General features: G+C 46.1%; 13 protein-coding genes. 8 read left to right on the top strand and 5 right to left on the bottom strand.

Annotation, left to right across the window (positions count from 1 at the left end):
* Positions 1-50 precede the first annotated feature (50 nt).
* The 4 genes from thiL to glmS all read left to right on the top strand — a co-directional run bounded on the left by thiL (position 51) and on the right by glmS (position 5,035).
* Entirely contained in the window at positions 51-1,016 is a 966-nt protein-coding gene (gene thiL, locus RT143_RS04015; protein WP_313091348.1) for a thiamine-phosphate kinase, read from the top strand.
* A 14-nt stretch (positions 1,017-1,030) separates the two neighbouring features.
* Entirely contained in the window at positions 1,031-1,609 is a 579-nt protein-coding gene (locus RT143_RS04010) for a phosphatidylglycerophosphatase A family protein (protein ID WP_313091347.1), read from the top strand.
* Positions 1,610-1,655: 46 nt separating this feature from the next.
* Entirely contained in the window at positions 1,656-3,014 is a 1,359-nt protein-coding gene (gene glmU / locus RT143_RS04005; protein WP_313091345.1) for a bifunctional UDP-N-acetylglucosamine diphosphorylase/glucosamine-1-phosphate N-acetyltransferase GlmU, read from the top strand.
* A gap of 182 nt (positions 3,015-3,196) precedes the next feature.
* Positions 3,197-5,035: a glutamine--fructose-6-phosphate transaminase (isomerizing) gene (gene glmS, locus RT143_RS04000; RefSeq protein WP_219299588.1), complete on the top strand. Its 1,839-nt coding sequence runs from the start codon at positions 3,197-3,199 to the stop codon at positions 5,033-5,035.
* Between the two features lie 56 nt (positions 5,036-5,091).
* Here the strand turns inward: glmS and RT143_RS03995 are convergent, their stop codons facing one another.
* The 4 genes from RT143_RS03995 to acs all read right to left on the bottom strand — a co-directional run bounded on the left by RT143_RS03995 (position 5,092) and on the right by acs (position 11,267).
* Complete coding sequence (locus tag RT143_RS03995; protein WP_313091342.1) at positions 5,092-6,879, bottom strand: FMN-binding glutamate synthase family protein; 1,788 nt, start codon at positions 6,877-6,879, stop codon at positions 5,092-5,094.
* 140 nt (positions 6,880-7,019) lie between these two features.
* Positions 7,020-7,895: an S-formylglutathione hydrolase gene (gene fghA / locus RT143_RS03990; RefSeq protein ID WP_313091341.1), complete on the bottom strand. Its 876-nt coding sequence runs from the start codon at positions 7,893-7,895 to the stop codon at positions 7,020-7,022.
* Between the two features lie 42 nt (positions 7,896-7,937).
* Complete coding sequence (locus RT143_RS03985; protein WP_313091440.1) at positions 7,938-9,047, bottom strand: S-(hydroxymethyl)glutathione dehydrogenase/class III alcohol dehydrogenase; 1,110 nt, start codon at positions 9,045-9,047, stop codon at positions 7,938-7,940.
* A 270-nt stretch (positions 9,048-9,317) separates the two neighbouring features.
* Entirely contained in the window at positions 9,318-11,267 is a 1,950-nt protein-coding gene (acs, locus tag RT143_RS03980) for an acetate--CoA ligase (protein ID WP_313091340.1), read from the bottom strand.
* A 380-nt stretch (positions 11,268-11,647) separates the two neighbouring features.
* Here acs and RT143_RS03975 point away from each other — a divergent pair, with 380 nt between their 5' ends.
* Positions 11,648-13,000, top strand: a complete 1,353-nt coding sequence (locus tag RT143_RS03975) for a BaiN/RdsA family NAD(P)/FAD-dependent oxidoreductase (protein WP_313091338.1) — start codon at positions 11,648-11,650, stop codon at positions 12,998-13,000.
* Positions 13,001-13,123: 123 nt separating this feature from the next.
* Here RT143_RS03975 and ygfZ read toward each other — a convergent pair whose 3' ends face one another.
* The gene (gene ygfZ, locus RT143_RS03970) at positions 13,124-13,852 is read right to left on the bottom strand and encodes a CAF17-like 4Fe-4S cluster assembly/insertion protein YgfZ (protein ID WP_313091335.1); all 729 of its coding nucleotides are present in this window, start codon (positions 13,850-13,852) and stop codon (positions 13,124-13,126) included.
* 253 nt (positions 13,853-14,105) lie between these two features.
* On the opposite strand from ygfZ, the gene RT143_RS03965 reads away from it, so the two are divergent.
* The 3 genes from RT143_RS03965 to lepB all read left to right on the top strand — a co-directional run bounded on the left by RT143_RS03965 (position 14,106) and on the right by lepB (position 17,380).
* Positions 14,106-14,471, top strand: coding sequence for a zinc ribbon domain-containing protein YjdM (locus RT143_RS03965; protein ID WP_313091334.1), 366 nt, complete (start codon positions 14,106-14,108; stop codon positions 14,469-14,471).
* 189 nt (positions 14,472-14,660) lie between these two features.
* Positions 14,661-16,466, top strand: a complete 1,806-nt coding sequence (gene lepA, locus RT143_RS03960; protein ID WP_065253830.1) for a translation elongation factor 4 — start codon at positions 14,661-14,663, stop codon at positions 16,464-16,466.
* An 8-nt stretch (positions 16,467-16,474) separates the two neighbouring features.
* Entirely contained in the window at positions 16,475-17,380 is a 906-nt protein-coding gene (gene lepB / locus RT143_RS03955) for a signal peptidase I (RefSeq protein WP_313091332.1), read from the top strand.
* The last annotated feature ends 9 nt before the right edge of the window (positions 17,381-17,389 follow it).

The following is a 17,389-nucleotide window of genomic DNA, read 5'->3' as shown; positions in this document are numbered from 1 at the left end:
GTAAAGGGCGTAGCCAATACGCCCTTTTATGCTCGATACGGATGGCTAAGATGTCCGAATTTTCTTTGATTTATCAACATTTTCAACACTGTACACGCAACAATCCTTTGACCCAAGTGGGTATTGGGGATGATTGCGCGATAAGCAGTATGCCAAGTGATTGCGAACTGGTGAGCTGTATTGACACACTGGTTGCAGGTCGACATTTTCCCCTATCAACATCCGCTTATGCCATCGGCTATAAATCGGTCGCGGTCAATTTATCCGATTTGGCAGCGATGGGGGCGACGCCCTATGCGATATTGCTGGGTATTAGCTTGCCCGCTAAGCTTGCACAGGATGACTGGCTCAAACCATTCGCCCAAGGTATCGCGGACATTTGCAACCGATTTGATGTCGAGCTTATCGGTGGCGATACTACCCAATCAAACACTTTAACCATCTCTGTCACTGCACTGGGTTTTGTGCCAACTGGGCAAGCTATTACCAGAGGGGGCGCAAAAGTCGGTGATATCATCTGTGTGAGCGGTGAAATTGGCTCAGCAAGTTTTGCCTTACAGCAGATTTTAAACGCTGAAAAATCTGAGCAGCACAATACTGCTTTACAACAAATTGCTTTACAGCCGGCACTCGATTTACCTGTTCCGCAAGTTGAGCTCGGGCAAAAATTACGTGGGTTTGCCCATAGCATGATTGATATTTCAGACGGGCTAGGGCAGGATTTGGGTCATATTCTAATCGCATCACAGGTGGGTGCGGTAGTTGATTTGGCCAATATTCCAACGCATCCGCGATTACAAGCCTTACCAAATGCTGATAAGTGGCAACATCAGCTCAACGGCGGCGATGATTATCAGCTGTGCTTTACCATGAGTGAGCAAAATTTTCTCAAATTTAATCAACAGTTTTCGGATAAAATTTTTGCCATTGGCAAAATTGTCACAGAAAACGGCTTGAGGCTGACTTATAATAACCAACCAATTGAATTTTCGATCACTGGCTATCAGCATTTTTAGCCAAAGAACTCCCTATGACTCAACTGCACAAACCCGACGTCCGTAAAGCCAATGTTTGCCCGCCTTGTCCGCCAACCGCAAGCGTTTGGGAAAAGCTGATTTATTGGCTCGGTATCGGCTTAGGCTCAGGATTGCCAAAGCGCGCTGCTGGGACGTGGGGCACAGTGGGCGCACTGGTGGTTGCCATTCCAATGTTATGGCTGGGTTTTTGGGGGTTTTTGGCGGTTACAGTGCTGGGCGCTCTAGTGGGTAGTTATATCTGCGGTAAAACGTCTGATTTGATGGGTGTACATGATGACCCGCATATCGTATGGGATGAATGGGTCGGCATGTGGGTGTCACTCTTGCCAATTTTATGGCTGCATTTCTACGATGATGCTTTATTGCAAGGTCATCAGTTAAGTTTACTGCTACTATATTTTGCTGCATTTGTCGCGTTTCGTTTTTTTGATATTTTAAAACCTTTTCCGATTAAATGGGTGGATAAAAATGTGAGCGGCGGTTTTGGTATTTTGATTGATGACATTTTGGCGGGGCTGATGGCAGGGGTTGTACTAATAGTTTTTGTAAGTGTGCTCGTTACTTATGTTTAATCTGTTGTATCATTAAAATTAGTTTAAAAAAGAATAAGGAATTCCCATGACCAACTTAACCACCATCATCATGGCAGCAGGCAAAGGCACTCGCATGAAATCGAGCAAGCCAAAAGTACTGCAACCGCTGGCAGGCAAGCCTTTGCTACATCACGTACTTGCCACTGCCAAACAATTAGGTAGCCAAAAAAATATCATTATCTATGGTTTTGAAGGTCAGCAAGTCAAAGATGCCTTTGCCGATGAACAAATTGATTGGGTCGAGCAAGCTGAGCAATTGGGCACGGGTCACGCGGTGCAAATGACTTTGCCGGTGTTGCCTACGGATGGGAAAAGCTTGATTTTATCAGGGGATGTGCCACTCATTGGCGTCGATACCTTAGAGAAATTGGCAAATACAGACAGCCGTTTTGCCATGCTGACCCTAAACTTAGCCAACCCGTTTGGTTTGGGTCGTATTGTGCGTGACAACAACCAAGTAATCGCCATTGTCGAAGAAAAAGATGCCAACGATGAGCAAAGACAAATCACTGAAATCAATAGCGGTGTGTACTGTGTTGCCAATGATATTTTGCATCGATATCTCAATAACTTGACCAATAACAATGCCCAAGGCGAATATTATTTGACCGATATCGTCAAAATGGCGGTGGATGATGGCATCGAAATTGCCACCGTATCACCGACCCATCAGTTTGAAATCGAAGGCGTGAATGACCGTCTGCAGTTGGCAAATCTAGAGCGTACTTGGCAAACGCATCAAGCCCAAGCGCTAATGCAACAAGGTGTACATTTGATTGACCCAAGCCGTTTTGATTTACGCGGTTCGCTCAAAGTTGGCAAAGATGTGCAAATTGATATTAATGTCATCATTGAAGGTGACTGTGAGCTAGGTGATAACGTCAAAATCGGCGCAGGTTGTATTATCAAAAACAGCAAAATCGCCAGTGGCACCGTGGTGCAACCTTATAGTCTATTTGACAATGCGGTAGTGGGTGAAGACAACCAAATCGGACCATTTGCCCGTCTGCGCCCCAATGCGGTCACTGATAAAGAGGTGCATATCGGTAACTTTGTGGAGCTTAAAAACACCCAAATGGCAAGCGGCGCCAAAGCCAATCATTTGGCGTATTTAGGCGATGCCACCATTGGACAAAAGACCAATATTGGCGCAGGCACTATCACTGCCAATTATGATGGCGTCAATAAGTTTAAAACCGAAATCGGTGATGAGGTCAGAATTGGCTCAAATGCGGTGCTGATTGCCCCTGTAACCATTGGTGACCGTGCCACCATTGGCGCTGGTAGTGCCATCAGTAAAGCCTGCCCTGCCGAAAAACTGTCTATCGCCCGTGGCAAACAAGTCACGATTGAGGGTTGGCAACGTCCTGAAAAAAAATCTTGATATTTGAATTTTTGCCTAAATTTAACATATTCTTGCTTAATACGATAAACTTGCTTTATACGATAAAGCCGTTTGGTTAAGCAACAATAAAACAATCTAACGACTGTGTAAACGGGGGGATTGTTTTTCACAGCAGTCAAATTTGATTGCTCACACCAAAAACTGGATACTAAGGAACAGTTATGTGCGGTATCGTTGGCGCCATTCGTGCGCAAGACAATGTGGTAGATTTTTTAACCGATGGCTTAAAACGCCTAGAATATCGGGGTTATGATTCATCGGGTATTGCAGTGCAAACCGATGAAGGACTCAAACGCGTGCGCCGAGTGGGGCGTGTTGCCTTAATGGAAGCCGCTGCCAAAGAGCGCGGCGTGTATGGTCACACGGGCATCGGTCACACTCGCTGGGCGACCCACGGCGGCGTCACTGAGCCAAACGCGCATCCGCATATCTCGGGTGATTTGATTTCGGTGGTACATAACGGCATCATCGAAAATTTTGAAGCTGAGCGCGCTCGCCTTCAGCAAAATGGCTATCATTTTGAGTCACAAACCGACACCGAGGTCATCGCCCATGCAGTGCACCAGCACTATGTACAAAACGGCGGTGATTTATTCAATGCAGTACAAGCGGCGACTCAGCAATTTCATGGCGCGTATGCGATTGCGGTGATTGCCAACGATATGCCACAAAACATGGTGGTGGCGCGGATGGGCTGTCCATTACTCATTGGCTTAGGTGAGCATGAAACCTTTATCGCATCGGATGTCTCAGCAGTTGTCGCCTTTACCCGTCAAATCATGTATCTTGAAGATGGTGATATTGCCCAGTTGACCGCAGATGGCGTAGCACAAATGATTGACAAACAAGGCAATCCAGCGACCCGCAAAGCCACTACTTCGCAAGTGTCCTTAGCGTCTCTTGAACTAGGGGCTTATAGCCACTTTATGCAAAAAGAAATCTACGAGCAGCCAAAAGCGGTGTCAGATACTGCCGAAATCTTTTTGGATGCCGGGTTTATCGCCGAAAACTTTGGTGAAAATGCTGAAGCCGTTTTCAATGATATCGACAGTATTAAGATTCTTGCCTGTGGCACGTCGTATTATGCTGCATCGACCGCCAAATATTGGTTGGAAAGTATTGCCAAAATTGCCACCGATGTCGAAATCGCTAGCGAATACCGTTATCGTGAGGTGATTGCCAATCCAAAACAATTGATTATCACCATTTCGCAATCAGGTGAAACGCTAGATACCATGGAGGCGCTAAAATACGCACAAGCTTTGGGTCATAAACATAGTCTATCCATCTGTAACGTGATGGAATCCGCCTTGCCTCGTGCCAGTGAGTTAGTAGTCTACACCCGAGCCGGTGCGGAGATTGGGGTCGCCTCAACCAAAGCCTTTACTACCCAGTTAGTGGCTTTATTTGGTTTGGCGGTGACACTCGGTCGTGTGCGTGGCTATGTGGATGACACTAAACTGGTCGAATACACCAATGCGCTGCGCAGCTTGCCCAATGATATTCAATATGCGCTCAATCTTGAGCCACAGATCAGCAGCTGGTCAAGCAAATTTGCTGATAAGCCAAGCGCGCTGTTTTTGGGACGTGGTATTCATTACCCGATTGCACTAGAAGGCGCATTGAAGCTCAAAGAAATCACCTATATCCATGCAGAAGCCTATCCCGCTGGCGAGTTAAAACACGGTCCATTAGCATTGGTTGATGAAAACATGCCTGTGGTGGTGATAGCGCCAAATGACAGCTTACTCGATAAAGTCAAAGCCAATATGCAAGAAGTCTCGGCGCGTGGCGGCGAGTTATTTGTCTTTACCGATCTTGACAGTGATTTTTCTGATAGTGAAGGCGTACACGTGATTCGCACCCCCCGTCATATTGGCGTGTTATCGCCCATTGTACACACCATTCCTGTACAGTTGTTGTCTTACCATGTTGCGCTTGCCAAAGGTACAGATGTTGATAAACCCCGTAACTTGGCCAAGAGCGTCACGGTGGAATAAACTAAGCTGACACAAAAAAACCGCTAACGATTAGCGGTTTTTTTGTGGACAAAGTATTAAGAAGGGTCATCATCGTAGGTATAGTAGCTATTTGCGGTTTCATCAAAGCTGTCGATACGCTCAGGGTATTTGCCTTCATTAAAGCGCTTTTCGTTGTGGTCATGGGCGTGACGCACATCGTGATTGTAAGCAATTAACGCCTCGTTATTTGCCAAAAAGCTATCAGGATTTGCCATGACCCACATTTGGTTAAAAATATCTGAGCGCGCCGATAAATTGAGTAACACGCCAGGTTCCGTAAAATAATAAAACTTGGATAATAGTTTAATCTGCCCATTTTCCAGGCGTCTAGCGATATGATAGGCTTGTAAATCTTTTGGGTGATGTAAACCCACCGCACCGACAATCGCTGCCAATGATTTAAGGGTGTTTTTATGAAAATTATAGACCCGCTGCGCCTTGTCAGGAATATGTAATGCCCGCTGACGATAGGGGTCTTGGGTGGCAACCCCAGTTGGGCATTTGTTGGTATGGCACGCGCGCGATTGGATACAGCCTACCGCAAACATAAAGCCACGCGCGGAGTTACACCAATCTGCACCCAGCGCCAGCATGCGAGCAATATCAAAGGCAGAGATGATTTTGCCACTGACACCGATTTTGATTTTATCACGCACCCCTGCACCCACCAGCGTGTTGTGTACAAGCAAAAAGCCATCGAGTAGTGGCATGCCAACATTATCCATAAACTCAACAGGCGCAGCCCCTGTACCGCCTTCTGCACCATCAACCACGATAAAATCAGGGTAATTATCTGCTTCAATCATGGCTTTGACAATCGCCATAAACTGCCAAGGCTGTCCGACACACAGCTTAAAACCGACTGGCTTGCCCCCTGACAATTCACGCAGCTGTTGCCAAAACTGCACCATCTGACGCGGGGTAGTAAAGGCTGAGTGGCTGGCTGGGGAAACGCAGTCTGCATCCATCGGCACATCACGGGTTTCGGCAATTTCGGGGGTAATTTTTTCTTTGGGCAATACCCCGCCTTTACCAGGTTTCGCCCCTTGCGACAGCTTGATTTCAATCATTTTGACTTGCTCAATGCGCGAGCGTTCAGCAAATTTTTCGGGACTAAACGTGCCATCGTGATTACGGCATCCAAAATACCCGGTACCTAGCTCCCAAATCAAATCGCCGCCATGTTTTTTATGGTACGGACTAATCGCACCTTCACCTGTATCATGAGCAAATCCACCGAGTTTTGCGCCCTGATTGAGTGCTTCGATTGCCGCGGCTGACAGGCTGCCAAAACTCATGGCTGAGATATTAAACACCGACATCGAGTAGGGCTGTAGGCATCGTTCACCACCCACCAGTATACGAAAATTGGTTTCTTTTAGGGGATAGCTAAGGGTTGATTGTAAAAACCATTCTTTGCCAGACTGGTATAGATTTTCTAAGGTACCAAAAGCATTGGTATCACTGACGTTTTTGGCACGTTGATAGGCAAGCGCACGCTGCTGGCGCGAAAACGGCACGGCGGCTTGGTCATCTTCAATCAAATACTGGCGCAGTTCAGGTCGGAACTCTTCCAATAGATAACGAATATGTCCCGAGATTGGATAGTTACGCAAGACGGCATGGTGTACTTGCATCAAATCATAAATGCCCACCACAAAGCCCACCAGACCAATCACTATCAGCCACCACTTGAGTAGCACAATCCCCAGGGCAAGGATAGCAAAGGCAATGACAAACACGCTGTAGCGAAACACAACGCCTTGCAAATAGGGCTCTTTATGGGTAGGGGTTACCGTGATATCAGTGCGCTTGTCAACCATGACAATCTTCCTTATCAGATAGGATCGCGGACAAAATGATCATCGCAAATTTGTGGTTATTTTAAATGTCGGAGGGGGTAATGCGATGGCAAAATGGTCAATCACTTGTCAGCCGTGTGCGCTGACAAGTGATTGTGTGATTAAGCTTGAAGGGCAGCGGCGTGGTGCGCAAAATGGTCAGCGATAAAACTACTGATAAAATAGTAGCTATGGTCATAACCGTCCTGCATACGTAGCGTCATCGGATAATTGGCATCTTTGGCAGCTTGCGCAAAGAGCTCAGGTTTGAGCTGCTCAGCCAAAAACTCATCTCCGCTACCTTGGTCAATCAATAGCGGTAATTTTTTACCATGCGCAGACTGTTTCATCCACACTAAGCTATCGTAGTTTGCCCAGGTGCTTTGGTCATCGCCCAAATAAGCGCTAAAGGCTTTTTGTCCCCAAGGCACTTGTGACGGTGCGACGATGGGTGAAAAAGCCGACACGCTGGCATAGCGCTGGGGATTGCGCAGGGCAATCATCAGCGCGCCATGCCCACCCATACTATGACCAAAAATACTGCGCTGGTCACTGGCAGGGAAGTGATGTTCGATTAGATTAGGCAATTCATCGACGATATAGTCATACATCTGAAAATGCGTTGCCCAAGGCGCTTGGGTCGCATTGACATAAAAGCCTGCCCCTTGCCCCAAGTCATAAGCGCTGTCGTCAGGCACATCGTTACCGCTCAAATCGACACCCCTAGGACTGGTATCGGGTGCCACCACAATCACGTTGTGACGACTGGCATACTCAGCAAACCCAGATTTTTGAATAAAGTTTTGCTCAGTACAAGTCAGCCCTGATAGCCAATACAGCACCGCAAATTTTTGAGCTGTTGTTTCAGCTGTTTCATTGACGATAGCTTTGGGTGGCAAATAGATGGCAAATTTCATCTCCGTGTGTGTGGTAGCACTGGTATGCTGCCACACTTGTAGGTCACCACCGTGCAATTTATGCGATTCAATTTTTTTCATGGTGAATTTCCCATTCTTTATAATGCCAAGTTTGGTAATGGTTTAGTAATGCAACACTGAACGAATGGACTCACCTTTATGCATCAAATCAAATGCGGTATTGACATCTTCAAGACCCATGGTATGGGTGACAAAAGGTGCCAGTTGGATATCACCGTGCATGGCTTGCTCCACCATACCTGGCAGTTGTGAGCGACCTTTAACCCCACCAAATGCAGAGCCTAACCAGCGGCGACCTGTCACTAGTTGGAACGGACGAGTGGAAATCTCTTGACCTGCAGCCGCGACACCAATAATCACGCTTTGACCCCAGCCACGATGCGCGCATTCAAGTGCCGAGCGCATGACATTGACGTTACCGATACATTCAAAACTGTGATCCACACCCCAACCTGTCATCTCAACAATCACTTGTTGAATGGGTTGGTCATAATCTTTTGGATTCACAAAATCAGTCGCACCAAACTCACGGGCTAACTCAAATTTTTCAGGGTTGGTATCAACCGCAATAATACGTCCTGCTTTGGCAAGTTTGGCACCTTGAATCACAGCAAGCCCAATACCACCAAGCCCAAATACCGCGACACTATCGCCTTCTTGTACTTTAGCGGTATTTTTTACCGCACCTAGTCCTGTGGTCACGCCACAACCTAATAGACAGACTTGCTCAGGATTGGCTTCAGGATTGATTTTAGCAAGCGATACGTCAGCAACGACAGTATATTCACTAAACGTCGAGCAGCCCATGTAGTGATAAATTGGCTGACCTTGATAGCTAAAACGGGTAGTACCATCAGGCATCACGCCTTTACCTTGGGTGGCACGCACCGCGACGCATAGATTGGTTTTGTCACTTTTACAAAATAAACACTCACCACATTCAGCCGTATATAGCGGAATGACATGATCACCAGGTTGTACACTGGTTACCCCTTCACCGACTGCCATCACAATACCTGCGCCTTCATGACCTAAAACCGCTGGAAAAACCCCTTCAGGGTCATCGCCACTCAAGGTGAATGCGTCCGTGTGGCAGACGCCCGTATGGGTGATTTTGACGAGTACTTCACCTTTACGCGGTGGCTCGACGTCGATTTCGACGATTTGTAATGGTTCTCCCGCAGCGAAAGCTACCGCAGCACGCGATTTGATGGGTTTGGTAAAATCTAATGGCGCTGTGGCCGCAGTCATATCAGTCATCGGTTTATCCTTGTTATATTGGTTTAATTAAAAATGCCTTTGGTCGGCATTATAACATAACCAATTATCGCATGATTAAGCTCAAAATTGTAAGCAATTGGGTTTAATTAAATCATCATTAAAATTAAAAATTTGAATTGGATTTTTAAAAATATTTAATAATTAAAAAATAATGAAAAAAACGCCTGTAACTACAGACGTTTTTTCAATTTTGGTAAGCAATTAAGCGGGTTGTTTATCGGCTTTAACTACATTGATAAGGTTATCAACCACCTCTGGTTCTGCCAAGGTTGAAGTATCGCCTAAACCTTCAAATTCATGCGCGGCAAGTTTACGCAGAATACGGCGCATGATTTTACCGGAGCGCGTTTTCGGTAAGGCTTCGACCAAGTAGAGCGAGTCTAAGTTGGCGATTGGACCAATCTCACCACGGACATGACGGTTGATTTCACCTTTGAGCATCTCGCTTGGCTCTTCGCCTGATTTTAAGATAACGTAAGCGGCAACGCCTTGACCTTTAAGCTCATGGGGCATACCGACAATAGCCGCTTCAGCGACGGAAGGATGCGATACTAACGCACTTTCAATCTCGGCCGTACCTAGGCGGTGACCAGAGACGTTTAAGACATCATCCACACGACCTGTGATCCAATAATGACCGTCTTCATCACGCAGGGCACCATCACCTGTGAAGTAAGCGCCGGGATAGGTGCTAAAGTAAGTTTCTAAGAAGCGTTTATGGTCTCCCCAAATGGTACGCATTTGACCTGGCCAACTGTCTTTGATGATTAAGTTGCCTTCGGCAGCACCCGTTAATTCAGCACCTTCGGCATCGACAATCGCTGGCATGACGCCATACAGCGGATTCATCGCAGAGCCTGGTTTAAGATCAACCGTATTGGGGATTGGCGTCATCAAAATACCCCCTGTTTCAGTTTGCCACCAAGTATCGACAATCGGACAACGTCCTTCGCCCACCACGTTATAGTACCAGTTCCAAGCTTCAGGATTGATAGGTTCACCCACCGAGCCCAACAGACGTAAGCTAGAGCGGTTTGATTTACGGACGTAATCATCGCCTTCTTTCATCATCGCGCGAATGGCGGTTGGCGCAGTATACAAGATGGTAACGTCATGCTTGTCAACAATATGACCGATACGCGCCCAATCTGGGTACTGTGGCACCCCTTCAAACATCACGGTCGTTGTGCCGTTGGCAAGCGGTCCATATACCACATAGGTGTGACCAGTGACCCAGCCCACATCGGCGGTACACCAAAATACGTCATTGTCTTTGATATCAAACACGTCACGGAAGGTGGATAGCGCATAGGTCAAATAACCACCGGTGGTATGTAACACGCCTTTAGGCTTACCAGTTGAGCCTGAAGTGTAAAGCAAAAATAGCGGGTCTTCGGCATTCATTGGCTCTGGTGGACAGTCTTCAGAGGCATTGTCGATTAAGTTGTGATACCAAATGTCGCGGCGACCGCTCATTGGGATGGATTCACCGGTACGGTACACCACAATGACATTTTCAACACATTCGGTGCCGTCATGGTCTAGCGCACGATCGACATTTTGTTTAAGCGGCGTATGTTTACCACCACGCACAGATTCATCAGCGGTGATGACAATTTTTGATTGGCTATCGATGATACGGCTGGCTAGACTGTCTGCTGAAAACCCGCCAAATACCAATGAGTGAACCGCGCCAATCCGCGCACAAGCCAGCATCGCAACCGCCGCTTCAGGAATCATCGGCAAATAAATGGTGACGCGGTCGCCTTTTTTGATGCCTTTACGACGCAGTGCGCTACCAAGGCGGCATACTTCTGAATGTAGCTCTTTGTATGAGATGATTTTGTGAAGTGAGGGGTGGTCGCCTTCCCAAATAATCGCAGGCTTGTAAGGGTTTTCAGCAACGTGACGGTCAAGACAGTTGACCGATAGATTAAGCTCACCATCTTCAAACCATTTAATGCTAAAATTGTTTAGGTCATAATTGACGTTTTTGATTTTGGTGGGTTTTTTTATCCAATCAATCCATTCAGCGCGTTTTGCCCAAAACGCTTCGTTATTTTCGACAGATTCTTGATAGGTCTCGGCGTATTTTTGGGGAGTGGTATTAGCTTTAGCGGCAAATTCAGCGCTATGAGGGTAGGTCTTCATAAAACATTCCTTGTTATGACTCGTAGGTTGGTGGGGTAATACTCTAAATGGCTACGAACTGACAAACGGCTCAAATAGGTAGCGGGCTTAACTTAAAAAACAACATTTTCACGTTGATAAACTAACATTGATAAGCTGGCAGTAACACGGGCTATCAACAGAGCGATGAAACGAGCCATCAATAAACGTCCGCTCACTATGAAAAGGCAATACAATCTAATCCTTGATTCTAGAGTGCCTTTTCCTTAGTTTGGCAAAAAATCACAAATTTTGCAATGTTACTCAGGATATTTTTAAGGATATTTTTTCAGATCTTGGACAAATATCTTTATTGTAAGCGGATTCCACTTTCGTCTTTTACTTGATAAATAGCAGTCATCATGCAGCAACAACATACTTCACCAAATACTTCACCAAAGATTGACACGGTTCAAAATCACGCTGGGTCAACAAACGCACCGTCCACGTTGGCGTATGATGTCATCATCATCGGGGCAGGGGCATCAGGGCTATTTTGTGCATTGACAGCGGGCAAGCGCGGACGGCGTGTGCTGGTGGTAGATCATGCCAATAAAGCGGGCAAGAAAATCCTTATGAGCGGTGGCGGGCGCTGTAATTTTACCAACTATGACATTGAGCCCAAGCATTATTTAAGTAGCAATCCGCACTTTTGCAAATCAGCATTGTCACGCTATTTAAATTGGGATTTTATTGGCATGGTTAGCCAGTATCAGATTCCTTATCATGAGCGTGAGCATGGGCAACTGTTTTGTGATACCTCTGCCAATGATATTTTGCAAATGCTACTGACCCAATGCCGCGCCAACCAAGTGACTATTCAACTAAAAACCACCATCCAGCAAATCCAAGCGTTACCCGACAATACAGGGTTTGTCTTAACTGTCAATCAACCAGCTAGTCAACAGCCTCATCAACAAGCTAATCAAGCAGCCAATCAAAAAAGTAGCGAGCAAACCTTAACTTGTCACTCATTGGTAGTCGCCACAGGCGGGCTGTCGATTCCGACCATGGGTGCGACAGGATTTGGTTACCAAGTAGCGCAGCAATTTGGGCATACCATTGTGCCAACATCGGCAGGACTAGTACCATTTACCTTTACCGATAAGATTGGCGATGCGATTAAATCGTTGTCGGGGGTTAGTTTTGAGGTCATTGCGTTTAATGAGCGCATCAGTTTTAGGTTGCCCATCCTATTTACTCATCGCGGTTTATCCGGGCCTGCGATGTTACAGCTATCGAATTATTGGCAGGTGGGCGAGCCGATTTTTATCAATTTATTCCCAAACCTTGATATGGCAGCATTCTTAGCCGAACAAAAAAAACAGCGCCCAAAACAGCTGATTAGAACCGTGCTAAATGACCAGATAGGCGCGGCGGCGTTACCTAAAAAAGTGATGGCTACTTTGCAAAATCTATTGTGGCAAGACATGGCTGAGACTGAGCTTGCCAATATCAAAGACGAGAAGTTAGCGCAGCTTGGCGAGCAGCTCAATGCTTGGCGTTTGACGCCATCAGGCACTGAAGGCTATCGTACAGCTGAAGTCACCCGTGGCGGCGTTGCTACCGATAAAGTCTCCTCAAAAACCATGCAAAGTCAGTTACAACCGAATTTGTATTTTATCGGCGAGGTGCTCGATGTTACTGGTTGGCTAGGTGGCTACAATTTCCAGTGGGCTTGGGCAAGTGGGTTTGTGGCTGGCGAAGTGGTTTAGGTTTGAAGTGGGTCAGGTATTGATAAACCTAAAAAAATGGTTAAAAAAGACATCAGCGAAATGCCTTTTTTAGTTTAACCGATTTATTTTAACGCATTTACGTTAATCAAGTTTGGTGGGTTTTTAATGTTGGCGCGCAACCGGTTGTTGCAGTGCTTGAGGTAACTCAAGAATGGTCAGATTACTGGCGGCAATATCATCGGGACGGGCCACCACCAAGGCTTCAAAACCTGTCTCAGTAGCAATGCTATTGACCACATCCACGTTGCCAATTTTTTCACCCGCGTTAGGTATATCACCGGTACCTGCTACGCGGTGGAGCCAAGCTTTTGGGCTGGCTTTAAAATATAACCGCGCAATGATTTCTTGACCTAAATAACAGCCCTTATCGTAGTCAACACCGCCTTGTTGGTGTAGACGTAACTCTTGGGGTTGCCACAAGCCTGCGGTGGCTTTGACAATCCAGTAATTGCCTGTAGCGATACTCGCTTTTTGCCATGCTTTGCGGTGAACGTTGGTGTCAGTGCCATTCTCTGATTCGCTAAAACTAGGTACCCCATTGTCAACAACCGCAAAAATATCACGTGGGGCTGATAGGGTAAGTTTTGAGAACGCCGCATATTTTTTGATGTGCTTGGCAAACTCATCGGCACAGTCTTGGCTGATGACGATTTGGTAAGCGTCATCCGCTATTTTTCTAATCCAAATACCCAACGCTACACGCCCTTTGAGATTACTAATCGCGGTCGCTTGGTATTGTTCGCTGAGTTTGGTGACGTTGCAGGTCAATTGTCCTTGCAAGAATTTTTGGGCATCGCTGCCGGTTATATCAAAGACGACGAAATCTGTCATGGTGGTTCTCTTTTTATTTGCTAAAAAAATTATGATCAAAGTTTTGCACAATTGGGCTCGGACTGCAATCATGCTTTATTAGGTTATGCTTGACTAAATGCTGGTTTAAGTCCTGCTTGACTAACTACTGTTACTAGGTCATCTGTCAGCGGGTTTTCTGTACTAGCTGATTACTATTATTGGGGCGACTTATCGCGTACAATATATCATTTAACGACTGTTAAATTTTTTCTAAGATAATTGAGCGTGTGCTATGAGTTTACCTGCCTGTCCCCCATGCCCCAAGTGTAAAGAAAACTATACATACCAAGATGGCGAGTTACTGATTTGCCCGATGTGTGGCTTTGAAGCAGAACAGCAGGCATGGCAAGCGGGCGAAACCGAAGCAGCCAGCGAACAAATTATTAAAGATGCCGTCGGCAATGTGCTACAAGATGGGGATAGTGTGACGGTTATTAAAGACTTAAAAGTCAAAGGCTCAAGTACCCCCATTAAAGTTGGTACCAAAGTCAAATCCATTCGGCTGCTCCATGATGCGCCCGATGATCATGATATTGATTGTAAAATTGACGGTTTTGGCGCGATGAAACTCAAATCCAGTGTCGTCAAAAAAGCTTAGTTTGGGGAGGGTTTAGGCACTATTCGGGTCTTTGTGTTTGCAACAGACATTGACACCCAAAGCTTATCTTTTTTTATGACCTCCCAAAAGCTGTCACAATAAATTCAGTAGGTGATTGTAGAAAAATACGTTACAATAAGGCTATTTTTCTAAAAATTTAATCATATACTTTTTTGTTAGTAGGTAATTGTGACCGCCTTATCTCATATTCGTAATTTTTCTATTATTGCCCATATTGACCACGGTAAATCCACGCTTGCCGACCGCATTATCCAAATGTGTGGGGGTCTACAAGCACGTGAAATGCAGGCGCAAGTACTTGACTCGATGGACATTGAGCGCGAGCGCGGTATTACCATTAAAGCCCAATCTGTCACGCTGTATTATAACCACCCAAACGGTGACAAATACCAATTTAACTTTATTGATACCCCAGGGCACGTCGATTTTTCGTATGAAGTATCGCGTTCACTGGCAGCTTGTGAAGGCGCTTTGCTGGTGGTTGATGCCGCACAAGGCGTAGAAGCGCAGTCGGTTGCCAACTGTTATACCGCGATTGAGCAAGGTCTTGAAGTATTACCGGTACTCAACAAGATTGACTTACCGCAAGTGGATCCTGAGCGCGTGATTCAAGAAATCGAAGACATTATCGGGATTGAAGCGATGGATGCACCGCGCGTGTCTGCCAAGACAGGGGTGGGCGTGGATGATTTGCTACAAGCGATTGTTGAGCGTATTCCCGCGCCTGAAGGCGACCGTGATGCCCCTTTGCAAGCGTTAATTATTGACTCATGGTTTGACAATTATCTTGGGGTTGTGTCACTGGTACGTGTGCGTCAAGGCACACTCAAAAAAGACGATAAAATCCATATCAAATCCACCAAAGGCACGCATATTGTGACATCGATTGGGGTATTTACCCCAAAATCGTTTGAAACCAATATCTTAGAAGCCGGTGAAGTGGGTTTTGTGATTGCCGGTATCAAAGACATTGGCGGCGCGCCTGTGGGCGATACCATTACCCTTGCCAAAACCCCAGATGTAGATAGTATACCAGGGTTTAAAAAGGTCAAGCCGCAAGTCTATGCCGGTATGTTCCCTGTCGATTCGAGTGACTTTGAGGCGTTTCGTGAAGCGCTACAAAAACTGCAAGTCAATGACGCTGCGTTGTTTTTTGAGCCTGATACCTCTGACGCTCTTGGGTTTGGTTTTCGCTGTGGTTTCTTGGGGATGCTCCATATGGAAATCATCCAAGAACGTCTTGAGCGTGAATACGATTTAGATTTGATTACCACCGCCCCGACCGTTATCTACGAAATCAAAAAACGCAATGGTGAGATTATCCAAATCGATAACCCATCAAAAATGCCTGACCCAGGTCTGATTGATGAGTTTCGTGAGCCGATTGCGCGCTGTCACATTCTGGTGCCACCCGATTATCTAGGTAACGTGATGACATTATGTATCGAGCGTCGCGGTATCCAAGTTGATATGAAGTTTATGGGACAGCAAGTGCAGTTGACCTTTGATATTCCGATGGGTGAAGTGGTCATGGACTTTTTTGACCGTCTAAAATCGGTATCACGTGGCTTTGCGTCACTTGATTACGGCTTTGAGCGCTTTGAAACAGATAAATTGGTGCGGGTGGATGTGCTGATTAATGGCGAAAAAGTTGATGCATTGGCGATGATTTGTCATGCTGAGCAAGCGCGCTATCGCGGTAATCAGCTGGTTGAAAAAATGAAAGAATTGATTCCGCGCCAAATGTTTGACGTGGCAATTCAAGCGGCGATTGGTAGCCAAATCATTGCCCGTAGCACTGTCAAAGCCATGCGTAAAGACGTACTTGCCAAATGTTATGGTGGTGACGTGTCACGTAAGAAAAAACTACTGTCAAAGCAAAAAGAAGGTAAAAAACGCATGAAGCAAGTGGGACGTGTTGAGATTCCACAAGAAGCGTTTTTGGCGGTGTTAAAAGTGGATAACCAGTCGTAGAGGCAAGTATGGATTTTGATTTTAATTTGATTCTTGTCCCTGCGACCTTGATTTTGGGCGCTATTTGGCTACTGGATAAGTTGGTACTAAAGCAAAAGCAAAGCAAAGGATTGGAGAAATCGACTGCGCCGGTGCGATGGGCGTATGATTTTTTTCCGATTTTAGCGATTGTGCTCGTAGTGCGCTCGTTTTTGATTGAGCCGTTTAATATCCCCTCATCGTCGATGGTGCCAACCCTGTATACGGGTGATTTTATTGCGGTCAATAAATACGCATATGGTATTCGCTTGCCACTGGTGAATACCAAGGTGCTTGATTTAGGCGCGCCACAGCATGGTGATGTGGTGGTATTTCGCTATCCTGAGAACCCAAAAATTTATTATATCAAGCGGGTGATTGGCGTGGGTGGTGATACAGTGAGCTTTAATAACGGGCAGTTAAGCGTCAATGGCAAAGCGATTGCGACCACGCCAGCGAATTTTACCCCTGACCCTAAGATGACAGCGCAGCTATATCCGCCAGGTAAAACTGAGACCGGTGAGCTTGTGACAGCTGAGCAAGCCGCGCAACTGGGCAATCAAGAAGAATTGTCTGCCAAATACGTGCAAGAATCTCCTAGCAATAATCATCAACATTTGGTGCGCTATTTGGGTGACAAAAATTGGTTTCAATATGCCAGCTTTTTGCAGCAAGCGTCACCTCAATTGATGGCGAGCCAAGGTCAACAATGGCAACTAACAGTGCCTAAAGGGCACTATTTTGTGATGGGCGATAACCGTGATCGCAGTGCTGATGGTCGTTTTTGGGGGTTTGTACCCGATCAAAATTTAGCGGGTAAAGCGGTATATGTGTGGACTCACAAAGCCAGTGGATTAAGTCTACCCACCTTTAATCGAAATGGCGCAATACACTAACCGCTTGCT

The organism is Moraxella sp. CTOTU48268 (genome assembly GCF_032069585.1).
Classification (GTDB): Bacteria; Pseudomonadota; Gammaproteobacteria; order Pseudomonadales; family Moraxellaceae; genus Faucicola; species Faucicola cinerea.
This window is presented reverse-complemented; position numbering and strand designations above follow the sequence as displayed.

Bases quoted from the DNA above. Each gene is read 5' to 3' on its own strand.
- fghA (WP_313091341.1), bottom strand. From the start codon at position 7,895: ATGAAAAAAATTGAATCGCATAAATTGCACGGTGGTGACCTACAAGTG.
- RT143_RS03965 (WP_313091334.1), top strand. From the start codon at position 14,106: ATGAGTTTACCTGCCTGTCCCCCATGCCCCAAGTGTAAAGAAAACTAT.
- RT143_RS04010 (WP_313091347.1), top strand. From the start codon at position 1,031: ATGACTCAACTGCACAAACCCGACGTCCGTAAAGCCAATGTTTGCCCG.
- glmS (WP_219299588.1), top strand. From the start codon at position 3,197: ATGTGCGGTATCGTTGGCGCCATTCGTGCGCAAGACAATGTGGTAGAT.
- lepB (WP_313091332.1), top strand. From the start codon at position 16,475: ATGGATTTTGATTTTAATTTGATTCTTGTCCCTGCGACCTTGATTTTG.
- acs (WP_313091340.1), bottom strand. From the start codon at position 11,267: ATGAAGACCTACCCTCATAGCGCTGAATTTGCCGCTAAAGCTAATACC.
- thiL (WP_313091348.1), top strand. From the start codon at position 51: ATGTCCGAATTTTCTTTGATTTATCAACATTTTCAACACTGTACACGC.
- ygfZ (WP_313091335.1), bottom strand. From the start codon at position 13,852: ATGACAGATTTCGTCGTCTTTGATATAACCGGCAGCGATGCCCAAAAA.
- glmU (WP_313091345.1), top strand. From the start codon at position 1,656: ATGACCAACTTAACCACCATCATCATGGCAGCAGGCAAAGGCACTCGC.
- RT143_RS03975 (WP_313091338.1), top strand. From the start codon at position 11,648: ATGCAGCAACAACATACTTCACCAAATACTTCACCAAAGATTGACACG.
- RT143_RS03995 (WP_313091342.1), bottom strand. From the start codon at position 6,879: ATGGTTGACAAGCGCACTGATATCACGGTAACCCCTACCCATAAAGAG.